The organism is Rhizobium sp. KNZ14-9A (genome assembly GCF_056755015.1).
The window spans coordinates 500,434-521,794 of sequence record NZ_JBPGXB010000002.1; the positions used below are offsets into that span (position 1 = coordinate 500,434).

Sequence of the window (21,361 nt, forward strand, 5' to 3'; positions counted from 1 at the left end):
TACGGATTATCGATGAACAATACGCTTTCGGAGCTTGCGGCCAGCATCCGCTCCATTCCGGATTACCCCAAGCCCGGCATCATCTTTCGCGACATCACCACGCTGCTCGGCAATCCGCGTGCCTTTCGCCGGGCGGTCGATGAGCTCGTGCAGCCCTATGCCGGTCTGAAGATCGACAAGATCGCCGGCATGGAAGCGCGGGGCTTCATCCTCGGCGGCGCGGTTGCGCATCAGCTTTCCTCGGGCTTCGTGCCGATCCGCAAGAAGGGCAAGCTGCCGCATGACACGGTGCGCATCGCCTATAGCCTGGAATATGGCGTGGACGAGATGGAGATGCACCGCGATGCCGTCCAGCCGGGCGAGAAGGTAATCCTCGTTGACGATCTGATTGCCACGGGCGGCACTGCTGTGGGCGCGACACAGCTTCTTCGCCAGATCGGCGCGGAAGTGGTCGGTGCCTGCTTCGTCATCGACTTGCCGGATCTCGGCGGCCGCAAGAAGCTCGAAGATCTCGGTGTCGACGTGCACACGCTCGTAGAATTCGCCGGTCATTGAGCATCTCAATTTCAGTAGAGCCGTTGCAAGCTCTGCTGAAATTGCTCCAGCCGGATCATTCGAATTCCAGCACGCTGCTTTCGAAACGGATGACGGGAATACCGTCCTGATTGACGCCTTCACAAAGAATGGTGTTGAGATGCCAGCCCGGCCGCGACGCAAGCGGCCGGCCCGAGAGAAAGGTCACGGAGTAGCTGACCGTCTCATCGACAAAAACCGGCTTCAGCCATTGCAGCTTCTGGAAGCCGGGTGAGGGGCCAAGGTTCGGCGGTTCCAGGCCCTCCTTCTTCAGGCGGTCAATCTCCGCCATCCAGTATCTGAGGAAGCATTGCATCCAGGCGGCCGTCGTGTGCCAGCCAGAGGCGCAGAGCGCGCCGAACATGGTGTCTTTCGCGGCCTGGCTATCGGTATGGAAACGCTGCGGATCGTATTTACGTGCGAAGCGGAGGATATTTTCCTCTGTAAAGACGTAGGTGCCGATCTCAACCTTGTCGCGGGCAGCGTAAAGTTCGGTCATTCTCATAAGCCAGCCTCCGGGCTACCACGCATGCCGAAGATGACGGAATTTTCCGACAGACAGACCAGTTCGCCGCGCTGGTTTTCCACCTCGTGGCGGAATTTGACGATGCCGAGGCCTGGACGCGAGCGCATCGGACGCGCCTCCAGCACCGTCGAATGGCCGGAGAGAGTGTCGCCTGCCAGCACCGGTTTGCGCCATTCCATGAAATCGACGCCTGGTGCACCTTCGCAAAGCGAGTTCAGCACGAAACTGTCGGCCATCATGCGCATGAACATCGCCGAAGTGTGCCAGCCGGAGGCGGCAAGGCCGCCGAGGATGCTGGCGCGGCCTGCCGCTTCGTCCAGATGCATCGGCTGCGGGTCGAACTCCGCGGCGAATTCGATGATTTCGGGTGCCGTTAGCGGCTTCGGGCCGAGCGGGAAGCGCCGGCCGGGCTGGAAATCCTCATAGGCGAGCTTTTCTGCAGGCATCAGGGTCTCTCATCATAGGCAGGCCTCATTGCTTACAATAGCATCCGCGCGGGCTCAATGATTCCCTGGGGGCGAACCAGAATGGCAGAACTAAGGTCGATACTCGATGAGGCGGCGCGGGAGGGGCTGATTACCGCCGAGGCCGGCGAGAGGCTGGCGCCGTTCCTTGCGGCGCGTGGCGTGACCGTCGAGGCGCAGGCGGCCGGGCCTGAAGAGCCTGCCTGGTCTGATACCGAGACACCGCGCTTCGTGCGCGGCTTCCACGATGTACTGATCACCATCGGCATTCTCATCGCACTTGCGGGCCTCTGGGGGCTTGCCTCGCTCTATGCGGTGCTGCCTGCGATCCTGGTGCTGGCGGAAATCCTCGTGAAGCGCCAGCGCCTCGCGCTGCCGGCTGTCGTGCTGACGCTGGCGGTTTTTGCCTGGACCTTCCGGATGATGCTGTCGGTCTATCCCTCCAATGCCGATCTGTGGCTGACCGGTGATGGCATCGATAGGTTCATCGTCGCATTCCCTGTCATCATGGGGCTTTTCTATCTGCGCTACCGTGTGCCGCTTGCGCTTGCGCTTAGCATCTTCTCGGGGCTGGCCCTCGTCCTCGCGCTTGTCTTCCGCCTGCTGCAATGGGGGAGCGGCGACGATGCCTTCATTCTCAACCATCCGACGCTCGTGTCGATCATCCTGTTTGCCAGCGCCGTTGGCCTGTTCGTCGCCGCACTCGGCTTCGATCTCAGCGACAGGTTCCGCCGCACGACGCGATCGGATGTCGCCTTCTGGCTTCATCTCGTCGCCGCGCCGGCTCTGCTTTACAGCATCCGGATATTGCTCTCACTAGACGGCGGCTGGCTGGATATCATGGACGCCAGCTCCTTCAAGACGCCTGTTGTCGTCGTGATCGTCGCGCTGCTGATGCTGATTGGCCTGATCATCGACCGGCGCGCTTTCGTGACGTCCGGCCTGTTGACACTGGGACTGGCGATCTATGGGATATTCCAGCAGGGGAGTGCGACCGTCGATACTTACATCTTCGGAACGCTTGTTGTCGTCGGCGTGATCGTGCTCGTCATCGGTACGGGCTGGATGCCGCTTCGGCGCATCGTGCTGCGCGCTTTGCCCTCAGGCGTCGTGGAAAGGCTGCCGCCGGGCTGAGCAGCATTTAAAGCATATGGCGACCTGAAAGATCACCACATGCTTTAAGTCTTTGTCCTGCACATGTCGTTGTCGCAAAACCGCTGCACACTTTTGCGCGACATGCTTTGGTCAATCAGGTGTTGAAGCGGAAGTGGATGACGTCGCCGTCCTGGACAACATATTCCTTGCCTTCGTCGCGCGCCTTGCCGGCTTCCTTGGCGCCGACTTCGCCGCCGAACTGGATGTAGTCGTCATAGGCGATGGTGTTGGCGCGGATGAAGCCGCGTTCGAAATCCGAGTGGATGACGCCGGCCGCCTGCGGCGCCTTGGTGCCACGCTCGATCGTCCAGGCCCGCGTTTCCTTCGGGCCGACCGTGAAATAGGTGATGAGATGGAGCAGCTTGTAACCGGCGCGGATCAGGCGGTCGAGGCCCGCTTCGTCAAGACCGAGGGCCGAGAGGAATTCCTTGGCCTCCTCGTCCGGAAGCTGGGCGACTTCGGATTCGATCGCCGCCGAGATGGTGACGGTTTCGGCACCCTGAGCCTTGGCCATCGCAGCGACGGCCTCGGTATATTTGTTGCCGGTCGAGGCATCGCCTTCGGCGACGTTGCAGACGTAGAGAACCGGGTGCGATGTCAGAAGGTTGAGGCCCTTCAGTATGTTGGTCTCTTCGGCATCGAGCTTCGAAAGCAGCGTGCGGACTGGCTTGCCGTCCTGCAGCAGCGCCAGCGAGGCTTCCATGATCGGCAGCATTGCCATGGAATCCTTGTCCTTGCCAGTGGCGCGCTTGCGCGTCTGCTCGGTACGGCGCTCGAGGCTGTCGAGGTCGGCGAGCATCAGTTCGGTCTCGATCGTATCGGCGTCGGCAACCGGGTCGATGCGGCCTTCCACGTGGGTGATGTCGCCGTCTTCGAAGCAGCGCAGCACATGCACAATGGCATCGACTTCGCGGATATTGGCAAGGAACTGGTTGCCGAGACCTTCACCCTTCGAGGCGCCGCGCACGAGGCCGGCAATATCGACGAAGTTGATCCGGGTCGGAATGATTTCCTTCGACTTGGCGATATTGGCAAGCTTCTGCATGCGCGCGTCGGGAACGGCCACTTCGCCGGTGTTCGGTTCGATCGTGCAGAAAGGATAGTTCGCCGCCTGTGCTGCCGCCGTCTTGGTGAGCGCATTGAAGAGGGTCGATTTGCCGACATTCGGCAGGCCGACGATACCGCATTTGAAGCCCATGGCTGAAACCTGCTGTTCTCTAGAATTCCTTGGCCGTGCCTATGGGATAAAGGAGGGGAGCGGTCAAGTCTTAGAGAGCTTTTCTCGCGGCTCCCTTGCCGACAGGGTCTAGTGGCCTTATTCTTATTGCGGCGGGATTTTTGCCGACACCGAGTGTCGAAATTCTGCAATCGAAATAGTTTAGTTAGATCGAACCCCCTTCCCATGTCATCAAGGGCGGATTTCCGATGGTTGACAACGATATTGCCTTGAAACCCAAAACCAGAACGAAGCTCAAGCTGGACAAGCCGAAGCTTTACAAAGTCATTCTCGTCAATGACGATTATACGCCGCGCGAGTTCGTCATCATGGTGCTGAAGATCGTCTTCCGCATGAGCGAGGATACCGGCTACCGCGTGATGATGACGGCGCACAAGCTCGGCTCGTGCGTAGTGGTTGTCTGCACTAAGGACATAGCGGAAACAAAGGCCAAAGAAGCCATCGACCTTGCCAAGGAGATGGACTTTCCGCTGATGTTCACCACGGAGCCTGAGGAATAAGGGCCTGAGAAATAGGACAGGCGTCTCAAGACGGCCGGCGGATATGGTAGCCGGTCTTGTCCTGCATGAAACCGCAATTTTCATAGAAACGCAGTGTCGCCGGATTTTTCGATCCGGTCAGCAGCATGACCTTGTAGCAGCCGGCATTCCAGGCTTGCGCAATCGCATGCCGGATGACCCTGCCGGCATAACCTTGCTTGCGGTGATCGGCGTGGGTGACGACGTTTTCGATCAGTGCGTAAGGGGCGCCATTGCGCGTCAGGTTGGGCACGATGATCAGCGTGACGGTCGCAGCAGCAATCTCGCCGGCAACGCCAATGAGGACCGTCATGCCGGGCTGCGCGAGAATGGCGGAGAAACGTTCCATTGCCACATCAGGCGCGAGGACCGGATCGGTCGGGCTGAGGTGCTGGTAAAGGGTGATCAGGTTCTGCAGATCGCCGACGACCGCAGGTCGGATGATGAAATCCCCGCCAGCCATAGCGTTCAGTCGCCCTTGTTGCCGAACATCTTCTTCAGCATCTCGGCCATGGGACCGGTTGCAGGAAGCTTCTGCTGGCTCTGATTGCGGGCCTGATGGATATGGGACTTTCCCGCCGGCTTCTTCTCCGGTTTCGGCTTTTCCTCTTCCGCTTTACCGCCCAGCGCCAGCGCGATCTTGTTCATGAGCTGGGAATCCTCTTTGCGGACCAGCATCTCGGCATTGTCGGCAAGCGTGTCGAGCAGTGGCTCCAGCCAGTCGCTGTCGACTTTGGCGAAATCGCCGAGCACATGGTTATGCACCAGTTCCTTGACGCCGGGATGGCCGATGCCAAGGCGCAGCCGGCGATATTCCTTACCGCAATGGGCGTCGAGCGACTTGATGCCGTTGTGGCCGCCATGGCCGCCGCCGGTCTTCAGCCGCGCCTTGCCGGCCGGCAGATCGAGCTCGTCATAGATCGCCACGAGATCGGAAGGCTGCAGCTTGTAGAAGCGCATGGCTTCGCCGACTGCTTCACCCGACAAATTCATGAAGGTCTGCGGCTTGATCAGCAGCACCTTCTCACCCGCCAGTTCGCCTTCGGAAATCTCTGCCTTGAACTTCTTCGACCAGGGCGAAAAGCTGTGGCGGCGGTAGATGGCATCCACCGCCATGAAGCCGATATTGTGCCGGTTGCCGGCATATTTCGCGCCGGGATTGCCGAGACCCGCAATGATCAGCATGGCCTGTCTTCCTTGCAAGAGCTGTTGGCGTTCACCACCGCGAAATGGCGGCAAAGTCAAGTGGCAAAGGCCGGTGTGAACGGCAGGCGGCCGATCATTTCAGCAGATGCAGACCATATTTCAGGAAGATCTGCTTCTGTTCGCCGCTGGCGATCAGCTTGTCCAGCGAGGCCTGCATGCGGGCCAGGAGATCGTCCGGGAAATTCTTCTCGCAGGCAATACCCATCGGCTGCGAGGACAGCACCGTCACCATTTCCAGCGGCTGGTCGGCCTTCAGCTTGTCGAAATAGAGTTCGGAGATCGGCATCATGTCGATGCGCCCGCCAAGCAGCTTGCGCAACGTCGCGTTGAAATCGCTGGCGACGTCGAGCTTGGTGAAGCCCTTCTCCTTCAGCGTCACTTCCGTGTAATCATCGCGCTGGGTGCCGATCACATATTTCTTCGCCTCTTCGAGATTGGTGGCAGAGACGCCCGATCCCTTGCGGGTGATCAGGATGTTGCGGTCGATGAGAAGCGGCTCGACCCATTTGAACAGGCCGTCACGCGCGGCGTTATGGGCGGTTGCGAATACGCAGGTCATCGGCGTAGTGCGGGCGAGGCTGAAAGCACGGGCCCAGGGCATCACGTCGAGCGTATAGTCGACGCCTATATCGACCATGACCTTCTCGACCTGTTCGACGGTCGCGCCCTTGATGACCTTGCCGTCGCGGTAGTTGAAGGGCGCGTATTCCTCGGTCACGAAGGCTACCGTCTGGGCTGAGGCAGACGTGGCAAAGCAGGGTAGGGTCAAAAGTGCAAGAAGCAGCAGCTTTTTCATCGCGATACCTCCCATTTCGTCAGTTCATGAAGCGCGTGCCACGTTCGGCAGCGAGCTGCTTAGTTCCTCGATCAGCTTGGCGGCATTCTGCGGACGGTGGAATAGATAGCCCTGACCATAATCAAGACCCATCTGGTGCAGCGTACTGCATTCCTCCTCCGTCTCGATGCCTTCGGCGATGACGGTGCAGTTCATCTTGTGCGACAGCGTGGTGATGCCTTCGATCAGCATGCGGCTCTTCTGGCGCACGTCATCGTCAGCATCATTGATGGCGCGGGTGAAGGACTGGTCGATCTTGATGATGTCGACCGGGAAGCGGTTGAGATAGCTCAGCGACGAATAACCGGTGCCGAAATCGTCAAGCGCGATGCGGCAGCCGAAACGGCGCAGTTCCGTCACGATCATGCGGATCTGCGGGTTGTCGTGCATCAGCACAGCCTCCGTGATCTCGACGACGATACGATCCGGCAGGATGCCGTGGCGGCCGAGGATGGCGGCAAGGCGGGCAGCGAGCGCCGGCTCGAACTGCAACGGCGAGAAATTGATCGCGAGGTAGCTGTCCTGCATGCCCGGCAGGCGTGAAATCGTCGCCAGATTGGCGATTGCCTTTTCCATGATGACATTGCCGACGCGGACGATCTTGGCAGTCTCTTCGGCCACGCTGATGATCTCGGCCGGTGGCATGAGACCCTTCTGCGGATGGTTGAGGCGCATCAGCGCCTCGAAGCCGGCGATACCGCGGCCGTTCAGGTTGACGATCGGCTGGAGATAGGCCTCGAACCAGTCGTCAGCGAGACCGGCTTCGATATGGGCTTCGATCTCGGCGCGGCGGCGGGCATGATCGAGCATGCCGCTATCGAAGATCTGTGCGCCGTTCTTGCCGTCGCGCTTCTTGGCATACATGGCCATGTCGGATTTCTGCAGCAGTTCGGCGGCGGTCGCAGCGTGGCGAGGATAGATGGCGATACCAACAGAGGCGCTGAGATGCATGTCCGGGCCGAAGGGTGTCTCGAAGATCGAAGCGATCTGGTCGCACATGGCGCGGGCGCGCTTTTCGGCATTCTTGGCCGGCAGCAGGATGGCGAATTCATCGCCGCCTAGACGGGCAGCTTCATCGGAGGGGGCAAGCAGCGTCTTCAGCCGCTCCACGAGTTCGATGAGGGCCGCATCACCGGCGGCGTGGCCCATATTGTCGTTGATCCACTTGAAGCGGTCGAGGTCGACGAAGAGGCAGGCGAGTTCCTGATCGGCGGCATCGGCGGCTGCGATCTTGCTGTCGAGCACGGCTTCGAAGCCCTGGCGGTTCAGGAGGCCGGTCAGATGGTCAGTGATTGCCTGACGATGGTTGCGGTCTTCGGAGGCCTTCAGCTCCGTCACATCGGTCATGACGGAGAGCGACTGACCTTCCTCTCCGTGAGTCGTGAGCGCCGATTCCATGATCAGGACGTCCATGATGCGGCCGTCCATGCAGATGAACTTGACGGTGACGTCGCCGGTGCCGTTCTCACGCTGGCTCTTGCGCTTGATGAACTTGTCACGGGTGAAGGAGGTAACGAGATCGGAGAAGCTCCGGCCGATGACGGCGGCGCGGTGATAACCCGTCGCAAGCAGCCAGTAGTCGCTGACGGCGGTAATGCGGTCTTCCTCGTCGAGGGAGAAGAGCATGGCGGGCGTCAGGTTGTAGATGTCGGTGGCGCGGCGATGCGCGAGCTTCAGCTCGGTTTCTTCGTTTTCAAGCTTTGTCTGCATTTCGTTGAAGCTTTGGGCGAGCCGGCCCATTTCGTCGTTCGATTGCCAGTCGACATGGTGGCGGGAGCCGAGCTGGCGTGTCGCCTCGATTGCAGCCGTCAGGCGCATCAGAGGCTGGATGACGAAGATGCGGTTGCCGATGAGTGCGGTGGCGAAAACGGCCAGCACCGCGAAAATGAAGATCGAGATGAAGACGACCTCTTCCTGCTTCAGGCCGGAAAACAGGCCGAGTGCCGGATAGAAGACGGAAATGCTGCCGAGGTTCTTCGGCCCATCGACGGTGTTGTAGATGATGGCGCGGGAAACCTGAACCAGCTTGCCATCGAAGGACCTCGGAATGGTCGACTGGCTGACGTCGAGCTCGCCGGACTGGTCGCGGACCTCCACCTTGACGATGGCGCCCTGCGAAACGACCGTCGCGCTGATCTGGGTCACGCTATCGGCATCGAGATCCCAGAGCGGCTTGGCGAGCGCCTGGGCATTCGCCACAAGAAGAACGGAAATATGGTCGCGTATTTCCTTGTCGGCACGCTCAGAGGAAAGGAAAAGAAAAAGAACAAAGAGGGGAGCTACAAAAACAAGCAGCGCGCCGCAAACAATCGCAAAAAATCTGTTCTCAACGGAATTATTCATGGTTCCGTTTGCTCCACGGGGTCGGAATATTCTGCGGTCACGCGGCAGGGCGGGGACTTCGCAACCAGCCGGAGCATGCTTCCATAAATGTGTTAAATGTTGCTGAAATAAGCCTTTTTCGGCAATGAAAAAGCCCGTCTTCCTCACGGAAAACGGGCCTTATGCTTTACAAATTGGTAGAAGCTATCAGGCTTCTGCTTCGCCTTCGGCAGCAGCTTCGTCGATGCCGCCAGCCGGAGCAATGATCGTCGCGATGGTGAAGTCGCGATCGGTGATGACGGGCGTCACACCCTTCGGCAGGGTGACTTCCGAAATATGAATGCTGTCGCCGATCTTGTGACCGGAAAGGTCAACCGTGAAGAATTCCGGGATCGCGTCAGCCGGGCAGTGAACTTCGACTTCGTGACGCACGATGTTCAGAACGCCGCCGACCTTGAGGCCCGGGGACTTGTCTTCGTTGACGAAGTGAACCGGGATTTCAACGCTAACCTGGGTGTTGCCAGATACGCGCAGGAAATCGACGTGCATCGTGAAGTCGCGGACCGGATCGAGCTGATAGTCCTTCGGCAGAACCTTGTACTTCTTACCGTCGACGTCGATGGTCGCAACGGTGGTCATGAAGCCACCGGCATGAATGCGCTTCGTCACCTCATTGGTGTTGATAGCGATAGAAACTGGGGCCTGCTTGTCACCATAGATGACAGCGGGAATAAAGCCGTTGCGGCGGAGTTCACGGGCGGACCCCTTACCAACCCGTTCGCGCGCCTCGGCCTTGAGCTCGTAAGTTTCGTGGCTCATGGCTAGTCCTTTCGAGGTTATTTGGAGAGTCCGCGGCGAGCTTGAAGCCTTGTGCCGTCGGACCGGAGGCGGGCAAGCCCATCCTCATCCGCGTTGCCTCCAAGGGTGTCTACGCGGACGCGTGGCCTATAATATAAGTGTCACGCAAACGCAAGCGGTGACAGGCTCTGTCAAGAGGACCAATGCCGGTGGCCGTATCGCTGATCGCGCCTCATCGGCGCTACACCCGAAAGATCGCGAAATGCAATCCCTGGTGTTTTGCAAGTAATTCCAAAAACCGCTGATAAGCCTTCGTTGTTCGGGCGTTAATCACAAAGTCGAACAGAAGGTTCCACTTTACCTGTGAAGGCGCCGGATTATCCCTTCTTTAACACGGCAAGACCGATGTCAGGCTTGAAAAGAATGGGTTTTCTCATGTTTGCGATCGTATACTGCCTGACATACCAACACGACTTTACGCTGGTTCTTCTGGCTGCCGTACTATGCCTTGTGTCCAATCTCGGAACGATCCTGTTCCTGAGAAGTGCTGGCAGGTCAAACGGCGTGCCACGCTGGATCTGGCTCTCCGTGGCGGGGGCGGCAGGCGGCTTCGGCATCTGGTCAACGCATTTCGTCGCCATGCTCGCCTATGATCCGGGCATCGTCGTCGGTTATGATCGCGATCTGACGCTTATTTCGCTCGGTGCGGCTTTTGCCTCTACCTTTGTGGCAGGCCTTGCCGCGGTGTCGCTTCCGGGTTCTCAGGCCAATATTGCTGCAGGCCTTGTCTTTGGCGTCGGCGTCGCAGCCATGCATTTCGTCGGCATGGCCGGTCTGCAGGTTCCGGGGGCCATCGTCTGGGATCGACATCTCGTTATCGCTGCGCTGATCATATCGGCTGCCATGGCGACCTGGGGATTTACGCTCACAAAGAACTGGAAGGGTTCGAACTGGAGCATTCTTGCGGCGGCGTCTGCGCTGTCGCTCGGCATCGTTTTGATGCATTTCACCGCGATGGGCGCGCTGACGATTATCGAAGGGGGCGCAAACGCGATCGAGCCGCAGGCGCTTTCGAAGCCGTTCCTTCTGGTGACCATTCTCGTCGTATCGATCTCAATGCTGGCCTCGGGCATTTCGGCATCGATCATTGCGTTTCGCGCCGCCAAGCAGGCAAGTGCAAGCGAGACCAGGTTTGAGCTGCTCCTGCAGGGCGTGACGGATTACGCAATCTACATGCTCGATCCTTCAGGCGTCGTGACGAACTGGAATACGGGGGCGGAACGCGCGAAGGGCTATAGCGCCGCTGATATCGTCGGCCAGAACTTCGCCCGGTTCTACTCCGCGGAGGATCAGCAGAATGGCCTTCCGCAGAGAGCGCTCGAATCCGCTCTCGCCAACGGCAGATTTGAGGCAGAGGGGCTGCGTTTTCGCAAGGACGGATCCTCGTTCTGGGCACATGTCGTCATCCAACCCGTGTATGACGATGGCCATGATCTCATCGGATACGTGAAGATTACCCGCGATATCACGCAGGCAAAGATCGACGGGGATCGCATCAAAGAAGTATCGAGGAACCTCGATCTGGCACTAGAGAACATGAGCCAGGGTATCTCGATGTTTGACCGCAATGAGCGGCTGATCCTCGCAAACGCCAGGTATAGCCAGCTCTTCGGATTCCCTGAGAATTTCATTCGCCCGGGTCTTGCCTATTCCGAGATCGTTCGCAGCGGCTATCAGATCGTTTTTGGCGATAGTGATGCTGCGGATTCGAAGGCGGCCGATCACTATCGCAGGCATATGGCGACCATGCGCTCCGGCCAGAAGACCCTTGTGCATCAGACGACGAGCGGCCGGTCAATTCTTGCGACGTTTAATGTTCTCGCGGATGGTGGCTGGGTTACGACATTCGAAGACATTACCGACCGGCTGGCGCGCGAAGAGAAAATCGCGTTCATGGCCAAGCACGATGCTTTGACCGGTCTGCCGAACCGTCCCACCTTCAATGACTATCTTTCACATCAGCTGACAATTGCCAAAAGGCTGTCGACCAAGGTTGCGGTGATTGGCATCGATCTGGATAAATTCAAAGAGATCAATGACCAGATGGGCCATGTGGCTGGAGATTTCGTGTTGAGCACATTGGCTGCACGATTGAACGGGATACTGCGTGACGAGGAACTTGTCGCCCGGCTTGGCGGCGATGAGTTCGCGGCTGTGAAGCGCTTCAATGACAGGGCAGAGCTAGACGACTTCATTGCGCGGCTGGAAGCCACGCTCATGGAGAAGATGGATTTCGAAGGGCATCACATCGTCCCCGGCGCAAGCGTTGGTGTCGCACTTTACCCCGACGCCGGCGAAAACGCCGAAACGCTTCTCGCAAACGCAGATCTGGCCATGTATCGCGCAAAACACGAGGTCGGGCGCAATGTCTGCTTCTATGAGGAGTCCATGGACGAAGTGTCGCGCGACAGGAGAAGGCTGGCGCGTGACCTCTGGGTCGCAATCGAGCGCGACCAGATGTACCTTCACTATCAGGTGCAGAAGTCGGTCGCGACCGGCAAGACGACCGGCTACGAAGTGCTGCTCAGGTGGAACCATCCTGAACGCGGAAATATTCCGCCCGTCGATTTCATTCCGATCGCCGAGGAATGCGGTGCAATCATGCCTATCGGAGAATGGGTCCTTCGCGAGGCATGCAGGGAAGCGGTCAGCTGGAAGGACGACATCAAGATCGCCGTCAATATTTCGCCCATCCAGATCGCCCATGCAAACATCGCCGAACTGGTTCGGTCCGTCCTCCAGGAAACGGGCCTGCCAGCATCGCGGCTCGAACTTGAAATAACCGAGTCATCGATCATCGTCGACAAAAGCAAGGCGCTGCTTGCAATGCGTGCGCTCAAGCAGCAGGGCGTTGCGATCGCCATCGACGATTTCGGAACAGGCTATTCGTCGCTCGAGACCCTTCGCTCGTTCCCCTTCGACAAGATCAAGCTCGATCGCAGCTTCATGAACGAAGTCGAGAGCAGTCAGGAAGCAAAGGCGGTCATTCGCTCCATCCTGGCGCTGGGACGCGGCCTGTCGATCCCTGTGCTTGCTGAAGGGGTCGAAACGTTGAGCCAACTCGAACTATTGACATCCGAAGGCTGTGACGAGGCCCAGGGCTACTATTTCGGTCGCCCGGCGCGAATGGAACAACAATCGGTTACCCTCAACACTGCGGCCTGACGCAGGGCGAGATCAGAATCGAGGGCCTTCGCGTGCGGTAGTGCCCGGCAGGATACGTTCACTCTCAGCCGTGGTCGCAAAATAACATTTGTCCAAACGTGCCGGGTTGACACCGGAAGATATCCGATCTTCCTATGGCCGCATTCAAAGCGGCTGAGGAGAGTGTGAATGCGTCTCAAACTTGTCACGACAACGAGCCTTGTTGCCCTATCGCTGTTCGGGGCGGCGCAAGGGGCTGAGATCAATCAGGATGGAGCGAACAAGCTTCGCGACAGCCTGACGGGCTTCCTGCCCGAGGATTTCGCCAAGAGTGGTTTTGTGACCGTCAACCCGGCGGGTACCCGCTATGAGGTTATCTACGATCTTGCCAAGCTGCTTTCGAAAGTGGATACGACCAAGTACGTGGTGAACGGGCTGACGCCCTGGTCGGTCTTCGCCACACCGCTCGACAGCGGGCTCTGGAATCTCGAAGGCAACAACAGCTTCAACATCTCCGGCAACGTCAAGGGACCAGACGACAAGAGCACCGATTTCACTTATTCCATTGCCTCGATGGTCTATAACGGTGTCTTCGATCCGGCGATCGCCTATCTGCGTTCCGGCGATTTCAAGGCCAGCGATATCCGCCTCACGTCGAAGTCCGACGCCGATCAGGTCGATGCGAGCTTTGCCGGCATGAATTACAGGCTCGATTCGACTGACAGCGCCAGCGGCAATGGCCGGCTGGACTTCAAGGCGAGTGGTGCGTTTACCGCGCTGTCGGAGACGGTTACCAGCGCGCAGACGCCGCCGGTCACCATCAAGGCGGATTCGATCGACTTCAATGCCGATGTGGCCAGCCTGCCGGCGAAGGAAATTCGCGATATCGTCTTCTTTATCCTTGACCATGTGGATGAGAAGGAGCTCAGCAAGGAAGACGGCGAAAGGCTGAAGTCCGTCCTCAAGGCATCCTTTCCGCTGTTCTCCTCCGCCAACGAAACGATCACGGTAAATAATCTGGCGGTCGGCACCGTCGCCGGAAGTGGCGGCGCCAAGGCCTTCGGCTATAATTTCTCGGTCGACGGGCCGAGCGATGCGGTCCGATTTGCCTTCGGGATGAATGCCCAGGAGGTCACGCTCGACAGCCCGGTCGTGCCGGCGAGCTACCATGCCTTCCTGCCGAAGAGTATCGATATGCAGATCGCCGTGCCGGACATGGATTTCGCCGCTTTCGGCGATGAGTTCATGAAGATCGATTTCTCGTCGGGCAACAATTCGGAAGAAAGCGGCAAGCTGGCTGCCGAGAAGCTCTTCCACGACGGCGTCGTCGTCGTCGACCTGCCGAAGTTCATAGCGGTCTCGGATGTCTACGATATTGACGTCACTGGCAAGCTGCAGGGCCGCGTCGATACGCAGAAGGATTATTCGCTCCAAGCTTCGATCCTGGCGCGGGATCTCGACAAGTCGATCGCCGCCATCCAGGAGCTTGCCAAGAGCGATCCGAACCTCCAGCAGGTCTCCTTCGGCATGATGATGGCCAAGGGCTTTGCCAAGACGGACCCGGATGGCCGCTCGCGCTGGGATATCAATGTCGCCGGCGACGGTTCCGTGGCGATCAACGGCCAGCAGATCAAGGGGCCGGATGCCGAGGAACCGGATCAGGATCAAGATCAGGGGCTGGAGCCAGACCAGGGGCAGGGGCAGGAACCGGAGCAGGGTCAGCCGCAATAAGTGCTCTGAACTGCAGCCTGAAACGAAAGGAGCCGGCCTCGTGCCGGCTTTTTTGCGTCTGGTGTCACATGCAAATTGGTCGGCAAATCGATTGCCACCGTTCAGGAGTTCACAAGAAAGGCACCTGATCTCAGCGAGGTCGGCTTTGGGATGATGATGTCCAAAGGCTTTGCTAACACCAACAGTTCGGACGGCAATGGTGCGCGGACGGCGCAGTGACTGTTGATGGTCAATCTTTGAGAGGACAGCACGGGTCAGCGGTAAATGTCAGAGAACTGCAGTTCGAAGATCAAAAGAGCCGGTCGAATGCCGGCTCTTTTAGTCGAAGAGGCTGGAGACGGATTCTTCCTGGGCCGTGCGGCTGATGGCTTCGCCGATCAGTGGTGCAGTCGTCACGACGCGGATATTGTGGGCCGAGAGCACGGCCGTGGTCGGCTGGATAGAATCCGTGATGACGAGTTCGCGCAGCTTCGAGGAGGTGACGCGGGTGACCGCGCCGCCGGAGAGGACGCCGTGGGTGATATAGGCGGTGACGCTGGATGCACCCTTGGCGAGCATCGCATCGGCCGCGTTACAGAGCGTGCCGCCGGAATCGACGATGTCATCGATCAGCAGGCAGTCCTTGCCGGTGATGTCGCCGATAATGTTCATGACTTCGGATTCACCCGGCCGATCGCGACGTTTGTCGACGATGGCCAGAAGACAGTCCAGCCGTTTGGCGAGCGCGCGGGCGCGCACCACGCCGCCGACGTCAGGCGAGACGACCATGACGTTGCTGAGGTCATAGTGGCTCTTGATGTCTCGCGTCAGCACGGGAAGAGCGAAGAGATTGTCTGTGGGTATATCGAAGAAGCCCTGGATCTGCCCGGCATGGAGATCAAGCGTCATGACGCGGTCGGCGCCGGCTTCGGTAATGAGGTTTGCAACCAGCTTGGCGGAGATCGGCGTGCGGCCGGAGGCGCGGCGGTCCTGACGGGCATACCCGAAATAAGGGAGAACGGCAGTGATGCGGCGCGCTGACGAGCGACGCATCGCGTCGATCATGATCAGCAGTTCCATCAGGTGGTCATTGGCGGGAAAGGCGGTCGGCTGCACGAGGAAAACGTCCTCACCGCGCACATTTTCCTGGATCTCCACGAAGATTTCCTGATCGGCAAACCTTCGGACACTGGCTTTCCCTAAGGGAACATTGAGATAGTTGCAGATCGCTTCGGCGAGTTGCCGGTTCGAATTGCCTGCGAAAACCTTCATCTTGGTCCGCCTGTTATGCGCTGATAGCCGCGCTTTTTAGCCAGCTTCCCGGTGAATGCAAGGGCTAAGGCGTCACATACTTTTATATTTATAAAAAGCTTGTGACTAACCGCCCTCGCTTTGCCGCCAGGATGTGAACTCGGTGATCGTCTTTGAGGCGATCTGCTGCATCACGGAGGCGGGCACGCCGGCCCAGGGATCGGTCGCGGCCGTCGGCACGCTTTCCTGTCCCTGAATGCGGTGCAGGCGGGCGCCGGCATTGTCAAGCACGTCCCAGACATAAACCACGGTGACCTTGCCCTCGTCGCTGAAAGCGGAGAGGTAACCCTTAAGAATATAGTCGCTGCTGGTGTCGTTGGAGCTTTTGATGGCAAGGCCATGAGCGCGGGCCTCCGCGCCAAGCTGGCGGGACAGCGGGGTGACAGCTTGTACGGGCGCACCGATGATGGGCAGGAAGCGCACTGTATTGCCGCGTACCGAGGTTGATGATGAAACCGAAGGATCAAGCGCTGCTGTCTGCGTCGGCTGCTGCGGTGCCGGTTGCTCGGTGGCGGCGGATGGTGGCGCCAGTGATTGGCCTTCGATCGGTCCGGAGGCAGCGGGCGAAGAGCCGTCACGGGAAAGCGCATCGGCCTGGGCCTGCATAGTCGTCGGCGGAGCGCCGGTGCCGGGCCGGTAGGCCTGCGCTTGGTAGTTCGGCTGGGTCGGAGAGGTCTGCTCGCTGTAGGCTGGCGTATAGCCGTTCCGGCGGGGTGCCGCCGGGAAGGTCCGTTGCGGCGCTCCGGCCATACGCTCGGCTTCGCTCTGCGTCACCGGTGTGGATGAGCGCTGACTCATCGAAGAGTCGCCGATTTCCATCGGCGGCGTGAGCGTCAATGCATCGGTCGTGTTGCAAGCAGAAAGCAAGGCAAGACAGATCAGGAGCGTGGGTGCAGTCGCAACTCGCGTCATCCCTCGGTTCGTCCTTCCCACATTCGCGTCAGCCCCGTGCGAATTTATGGGGGTGGGGGGACCTGTCTGTCAATTCCGGATTCTTGCCGGTGATTGCGGAGGTTAGACCCCGATGAAATCCAGCGGATGGCGCGAAAGTGCACGAGGGGCTTCACCTGTCGTCAGATAGGTCTGTCCGAGGGTCATGGCTGTGCCGGTGTCGGAATCGGCGATGATCATGTGCACGAAGAGCGACATGCTCGGCTCGATCGGCTGCGGATTGCCGGCATGGAACATCTGGTGCTCCATCCAGGACGGCGAGAAGCGCGCGCCGAGCGAATAGCCGCAAGCATTCAGGCGATGGCGGGCGAGGCCGCGCTCATCCATGATCCTGGCATGCATGTCGAAGACATCGCCGAAGGTATGGCCAGGCTTCAGCACGGTCTCGATCGCCTGGATCGTTTCGAGGCAGGCATTGTAGAGTTCTCGGTGGCGATGCGTCGGCTCGCCGATGACGATCGTACGCATCATGGCGGCATGATAATGTGCGTAAACACCGGCCCATTCGAGAGTCAGCTGGTCATTGGCGTCGAGCTTGCGGCGGCCGGCCTTGTAACGGCAGAGCAGTGCATCCGCGCCGGAGCCGATGATGAACTCGTTGGCCGGATAGTCGCCGCCGCCGGAGAAAACCGCGCCTTGCATGGCGGCGAGGATATCGGCCTCATCGGCACCGGGCTTGGTCAGGCGGATCGCTGCGTCCAGCGCATCGTCTGCCAGCACGGCGGCATGCTCGACATAGGCAACCTCGGTCGGGCTCTTGATGAGGCGCAGCCGGCTGACGAGGTAGGAAGCGTCACTGATCTGGCCGAAGGTCGTCAGTTGCGCGTCGAGCAGCCGGGCGACGCGGCCGGTCATGCCGTGCGTGTCGTACTCGACACCGATGCGGGTGCCGAGTAGGTCCATTTCGACCAGCAGGTTCTTGAGGTCCATCGTCGGATCGGCATTGACGCGATCGACCCAGACATGGATGTCCTCGATAACGGAGGTGTGCCGGGCCTGACGCAGGTCGGCCGAGCGGGTGAGGAGCGTCATTGTGCCGTCAGCCTTGACGACCAGCGTCTGAAAGAAGCAGTAGCCGAACGTGTCGTAGCCGGTCAGCCAGTACATGCTTTCCTGCGCAAAGAGCAGCAGGGCATCGAGCTTTTCTTCCTTCATCTTGTCCGTCAGGCGGGCAAGCCGGCTTGCGAATTCAGCCCGTTCGAAATGAAGTGCCATGCTGCTTACATCTCCCTGATGCTGATCGCCGAAATCTGGCGGCCGTAATCCGGCTCCTTTTTATGTGTGGTCCGCCGATAGGAAAAAAAGCGCTCGCTATCGGGATAAGTGCAGAGACCGAGGCTTTCGGCACGCACGCCCGCGTTTTTCAGCCGATCGACGGTCAGTCCCGGCAGGTCGAACATGGCGTGACCCGCTGTCGGGGAGGGGATGAAGTAACGCTCATAGGCCGGATCATAGGCAAGGAAGCGCTCGACGAATTCCGGGCCGACCTCATAGCTTGCCTGGCTGATCGAGGGGCCGAGGCAGGCGACGATATTGGCCCTGTCGGCACCAAGGGCTTCCATGGCATCGATGGTGTTTTCAAGCACGCCGATCAATGCGCCCTTCCAACCGGCATGGGCCGCACCGATGACGCGGTTTTCAGGATCGGCGAACAGGATCGGGCCGCAATCGGCTGCAAGCACACCAAGCACAATGCCCGGCGTTGCGGTGACCATGGCATCTGCCGGCGGCCGGTCGCCGTCATAGTCCGGCCCGATGATGACGACGTCAGGCGAATGGACCTGATGGACGGTTGCCAGTCGCTCTACCGGCAGGTCGAACCAGGCGGCGACGCGTCTGCGGTTCTCCTGCACATTTTTGCGCTTGTCATTCGAACCAAGGCCGACATTGAGGCCGCGATAGATGCCCTGCGAAATGCCGCCTGCGCGGGTGAAATAGCCATGGCGGATCGCGCCGCCGGTCGCTTCGTTCAGCAGCGCGCTTTCGATCGGTGCGGGAGAGGCCGCGTCTGTCATCTGATATTCCGGGACTTTTGGAGAGGGATCGACGTCATCCTGGCCGGACATTGTCCGGCGAAGCGGTGTCATTTTGCGGCGGATGTTGGCGAGCGTAAGGCTGGCTGTCAATCCACCGGACGGAACGGCATCAGGTCGATCGCCGGATAGGAGACGGCGAGCACCTTGAAGAGTTCGCCCATGCGGCCTTCACCTGCACCGGCGAGCCGATCGACCGCGCTCTGGATGATCTGCTGCGTATTCGGCTCGCGGTCGCGACCGAGGGCTGCGGCGCGCTCGAGAATGCCGAGGCCGGTCAGGAAGTCACCCTGGTGCAGTGCGCCGTTAATGTGGACGCCGGCAGACGCTGCCGTTTCGGCAAGCTGCTGGAAATCGACATGGCTGGTCAGATCCGCTTCGCCGGGATGGGCAAGCGGCGGATCGAATTCGTGCATTCGCACGGCCTGCAGCGTATCGCCGAAACCGGTGACGAGATGTCCGTAGTCGATCGCAAGCGCCGTGCCGCTGAAGATCCGCAGCCTTTCGCAGATGGCGCTCATGACCGCCTGGCGGGCAGGCGAAATCTCGAACAGGGTGCCGGCCGGCACGTTTTGCGCGGGTTCCGGCAGCAGCGTTGGATCGAGGCCGGCGACGCCGGCCGCAAACATCAGCTCGCCATCGGCGTCGAGGCCGACCATGCGTTCACGAAAGCCGGTCGAGGTGCGGATGAACTGGCGGATCGGGATCGCGTCGAAGAGTTCGTTGGCGACGATCAATGTGAAGCCGGGGGGCACTTCGTCGAAGCCAGCATGCCAGCTGATCTTGCCTTCATAGGCTTCCAGCGTCTGGCTCTGGATATCGCGCAGGCGTTCGCTGGTTTCGACGAGATGGATCGTCATGTTGTCGAAGAGCGGCGGGGCGATGCGCGAAATCACGCGCAACATGTCCGCCATCATCGTACCGCGGCCGGGCCCGATCTCGACGAGGCGGACGCCTGCAGGCGTTGCGTGGCGCTGCCAGGCGTGGACGACGAAGACGCCGATCATTTCGCCGAAGAGCTGGCTGACCTCAGGTGCGGTGACGAAATCGCCCGAACGGCCGAAGGGCTCGCGGGTGCGGTAATAGCCGTGTTCGGGATCGGCAAGGCAGAGCGAAAAATAGTCGGTGACGCTGAGCGGCCCGTTTGCCTGGATGATCGTCTTGATCTTTTCGCTTAATGCGGTGGTCATGGCGGTCGTTCCGGGAGCTTCAGTGCTGCAGGGCAGCAGCCTGGCGGCGGGCGCGGAAGATCGCCCAAAGGCCGAGCAGGATCATCGGGAGGGACAGGACTATGCCCATCGTCAGCCAGTTTGTGCCGAGCAGGTAGCCGAGCTGCGCATCCGGCTCGCGGAAGAATTCCACGAAGATGCGCGAGAGCGCGTAGCCGCAGACGAAGACGCCGGTGATGAGCCCGGGGCTCTTCAGGGCCTTGGCGCCGTAGACGAGGGCGGCAAGAACGAGCAGCAGGACGATACCTTCGAGGCCGGCTTCGTAGAGCTGGCTCGGATGGCGGGCGAAGGGGCCGCCAGTCGGGAAGACGACTGCCCAGGGCACGTCCGTCAGCCTGCCCCAGAGCTCGCCGTTGATGAAATTGGCGATACGGCCGAAGAACAGGCCACAGGGCACCACCGTCGCAACGATATCGAAGAGGTTCCAGATCGGGATGCGGTTGCGGCGGGCAAAGAGGATCATGGCAATCGTCGTGCCGGTCAGGCCGCCATGGAAGGACATGCCGCCGTTCCAGATCTGCACGGCGCGGATCGGATTTTCGATGATGGCTCCGAGATCGTAGAAGAAAATGTAGCCGATGCGGCCGCCGAGAACGATGCCGAGGGCTGCCCAGACGATGAAGTCGTCGAGCTGGGCCCTTGATATGGGCGAGGTATTGTTTGGCCAGAGTGCATTGTTTGCCGCAATGCGGCGGGCATAGGCCCAGCCGAGCAGGATGCCGGCGACATAGGCCAGGCCATACCAATAAATCGCCAGCGGGCCGATCGAAAAAGCGATCGGGTCGATATTAGGGAAAGGCATTATAGCAAGAAGATCAGCAGCTATCGGCAAGGTTTTCCCACCCGTTGAGATGCGCGGAACATGGCGCTGCGATCTTTGGCGGTCAAGTGCATTGTTCGTCACGGCCCCGTGCGCAAGGGCTTATCCCGTGCAAAGCGCTTGCATCCTTAACGGCGAAGCCCTACCTCCATTTCGGTGGCCGCAAGGCCAGACATTCACGTCGTGCGAAGGGAGAAATACGCCATGACGACCGGAACGAACCGCATCATGGATGAATTCGCCAAGCTGATGACCGATGCGGCAGGTGCCGCGCAGGGTGTGCGCAAGGAGGTCGAGACCGCCTTCAACGCTCATGCCGAGCGCTGGCTGAACAGCATGGATGTCGTCAAGCGCGAGGAATTCGAAGCCGTGCGTGAAATGGCGATCAAGGCCCGTGACGAAAACGAGGCGCTCGCAGCCCGCATCGCTGCGCTCGAGGCCAAGCTCGCTGCAAAGGGCAAGTGATCTC

General features: G+C 59.7%; 20 protein-coding genes. 6 read left to right on the forward strand and 14 right to left on the reverse strand.

Translation table 11 applies throughout. From position 1 onward, the window contains the following. Positions 1–12: 12 nt before the first annotated feature. On the forward strand, positions 13–555 hold the full coding sequence (locus ACR9ZQ_RS08540) for an adenine phosphoribosyltransferase (protein WP_310386951.1): 543 nt from the start codon (positions 13–15) through the stop codon (positions 553–555). Between the two features lie 55 nt (positions 556–610). On the opposite strand, the gene ACR9ZQ_RS08545 is transcribed toward ACR9ZQ_RS08540, so the two are convergent. After that, positions 611–1,078, reverse strand: coding sequence for a MaoC/PaaZ C-terminal domain-containing protein (locus ACR9ZQ_RS08545; RefSeq protein WP_310386953.1), 468 nt, complete (start codon positions 1,076–1,078; stop codon positions 611–613). Further along, positions 1,075–1,545, reverse strand: a complete 471-nt coding sequence (locus tag ACR9ZQ_RS08550; RefSeq protein ID WP_310386955.1) for a MaoC family dehydratase — start codon at positions 1,543–1,545, stop codon at positions 1,075–1,077. Before ACR9ZQ_RS08550 ends, ACR9ZQ_RS08545 begins: the two co-directional genes overlap by 4 nt. A gap of 81 nt (positions 1,546–1,626) precedes the next feature. Here ACR9ZQ_RS08550 and ACR9ZQ_RS08555 point away from each other — a divergent pair, with 81 nt between their 5' ends. Next, entirely contained in the window at positions 1,627–2,697 is a 1,071-nt protein-coding gene (locus ACR9ZQ_RS08555) for a hypothetical protein (RefSeq protein WP_310386957.1), read from the forward strand. A gap of 115 nt (positions 2,698–2,812) precedes the next feature. Here ACR9ZQ_RS08555 and ychF read toward each other — a convergent pair whose 3' ends face one another. After that, on the reverse strand, positions 2,813–3,916 hold the full coding sequence (gene ychF, locus ACR9ZQ_RS08560; RefSeq protein ID WP_310386959.1) for a redox-regulated ATPase YchF: 1,104 nt from the start codon (positions 3,914–3,916) through the stop codon (positions 2,813–2,815). 227 nt (positions 3,917–4,143) lie between these two features. Here ychF and clpS point away from each other — a divergent pair, with 227 nt between their 5' ends. Further along, a complete protein-coding gene (clpS, locus tag ACR9ZQ_RS08565) occupies positions 4,144–4,455 on the forward strand; it encodes an ATP-dependent Clp protease adapter ClpS (RefSeq protein WP_037100028.1) in 312 nt (103 codons plus the stop codon). A gap of 25 nt (positions 4,456–4,480) precedes the next feature. On the opposite strand, the gene ACR9ZQ_RS08570 is transcribed toward clpS, so the two are convergent. From ACR9ZQ_RS08570 to ACR9ZQ_RS08590, 5 genes are all read right to left on the reverse strand, one after another. After that, positions 4,481–4,936 (reverse strand): GNAT family N-acetyltransferase, encoded by a 456-nt coding sequence (locus tag ACR9ZQ_RS08570; protein ID WP_310386962.1) that lies wholly within the window; start codon positions 4,934–4,936, stop codon positions 4,481–4,483. Between the two features lie 5 nt (positions 4,937–4,941). Next, positions 4,942–5,658 carry an aminoacyl-tRNA hydrolase gene (pth, locus tag ACR9ZQ_RS08575; RefSeq protein ID WP_037100023.1) on the reverse strand — a complete coding sequence of 239 codons (717 nt, stop codon included), beginning with the start codon at positions 5,656–5,658 and terminating at the stop codon, positions 4,942–4,944. A 94-nt stretch (positions 5,659–5,752) separates the two neighbouring features. Then, positions 5,753–6,475 carry a substrate-binding periplasmic protein gene (locus ACR9ZQ_RS08580; protein ID WP_310386965.1) on the reverse strand — a complete coding sequence of 241 codons (723 nt, stop codon included), beginning with the start codon at positions 6,473–6,475 and terminating at the stop codon, positions 5,753–5,755. A 24-nt stretch (positions 6,476–6,499) separates the two neighbouring features. Then, positions 6,500–8,857 carry an EAL domain-containing protein gene (locus tag ACR9ZQ_RS08585; RefSeq protein ID WP_113324367.1) on the reverse strand — a complete coding sequence of 786 codons (2,358 nt, stop codon included), beginning with the start codon at positions 8,855–8,857 and terminating at the stop codon, positions 6,500–6,502. A gap of 186 nt (positions 8,858–9,043) precedes the next feature. Continuing rightward, positions 9,044–9,655, reverse strand: coding sequence for a 50S ribosomal protein L25/general stress protein Ctc (locus ACR9ZQ_RS08590; protein WP_113324366.1), 612 nt, complete (start codon positions 9,653–9,655; stop codon positions 9,044–9,046). A gap of 414 nt (positions 9,656–10,069) precedes the next feature. Between ACR9ZQ_RS08590 and ACR9ZQ_RS08595 the strand changes: the two genes are divergently transcribed. Next, positions 10,070–12,859: a bifunctional diguanylate cyclase/phosphodiesterase gene (locus tag ACR9ZQ_RS08595; protein ID WP_310386968.1), complete on the forward strand. Its 2,790-nt coding sequence runs from the start codon at positions 10,070–10,072 to the stop codon at positions 12,857–12,859. 168 nt (positions 12,860–13,027) lie between these two features. Further along, entirely contained in the window at positions 13,028–14,569 is a 1,542-nt protein-coding gene (locus ACR9ZQ_RS08600; RefSeq protein WP_481427545.1) for a hypothetical protein, read from the forward strand. A 318-nt stretch (positions 14,570–14,887) separates the two neighbouring features. Here the strand turns inward: ACR9ZQ_RS08600 and ACR9ZQ_RS08605 are convergent, their stop codons facing one another. The 6 genes from ACR9ZQ_RS08605 to lgt all read right to left on the reverse strand — a co-directional run bounded on the left by ACR9ZQ_RS08605 (position 14,888) and on the right by lgt (position 20,904). After that, complete coding sequence (locus ACR9ZQ_RS08605) at positions 14,888–15,820, reverse strand: ribose-phosphate pyrophosphokinase (RefSeq protein ID WP_007824382.1); 933 nt, start codon at positions 15,818–15,820, stop codon at positions 14,888–14,890. 105 nt (positions 15,821–15,925) lie between these two features. Continuing rightward, positions 15,926–16,771 (reverse strand): hypothetical protein, encoded by an 846-nt coding sequence (locus ACR9ZQ_RS08610; protein ID WP_481427546.1) that lies wholly within the window; start codon positions 16,769–16,771, stop codon positions 15,926–15,928. Positions 16,772–16,873: 102 nt separating this feature from the next. Continuing rightward, the gene (locus ACR9ZQ_RS08615; RefSeq protein ID WP_481427547.1) at positions 16,874–18,025 is read right to left on the reverse strand and encodes a M24 family metallopeptidase; all 1,152 of its coding nucleotides are present in this window, start codon (positions 18,023–18,025) and stop codon (positions 16,874–16,876) included. Between the two features lie 5 nt (positions 18,026–18,030). Further along, a complete protein-coding gene (pgeF, locus tag ACR9ZQ_RS08620; protein ID WP_481427548.1) occupies positions 18,031–18,825 on the reverse strand; it encodes a peptidoglycan editing factor PgeF in 795 nt (264 codons plus the stop codon). A 107-nt stretch (positions 18,826–18,932) separates the two neighbouring features. Further along, positions 18,933–20,033 carry a class I SAM-dependent methyltransferase gene (locus ACR9ZQ_RS08625; protein WP_439016046.1) on the reverse strand — a complete coding sequence of 367 codons (1,101 nt, stop codon included), beginning with the start codon at positions 20,031–20,033 and terminating at the stop codon, positions 18,933–18,935. A gap of 19 nt (positions 20,034–20,052) precedes the next feature. Continuing rightward, positions 20,053–20,904: a prolipoprotein diacylglyceryl transferase gene (lgt, locus tag ACR9ZQ_RS08630; RefSeq protein ID WP_481427549.1), complete on the reverse strand. Its 852-nt coding sequence runs from the start codon at positions 20,902–20,904 to the stop codon at positions 20,053–20,055. 192 nt (positions 20,905–21,096) lie between these two features. On the opposite strand from lgt, the gene ACR9ZQ_RS08635 reads away from it, so the two are divergent. After that, positions 21,097–21,357, forward strand: a complete 261-nt coding sequence (locus ACR9ZQ_RS08635; protein ID WP_113185736.1) for an accessory factor UbiK family protein — start codon at positions 21,097–21,099, stop codon at positions 21,355–21,357. The last annotated feature ends 4 nt before the right edge of the window (positions 21,358–21,361 follow it).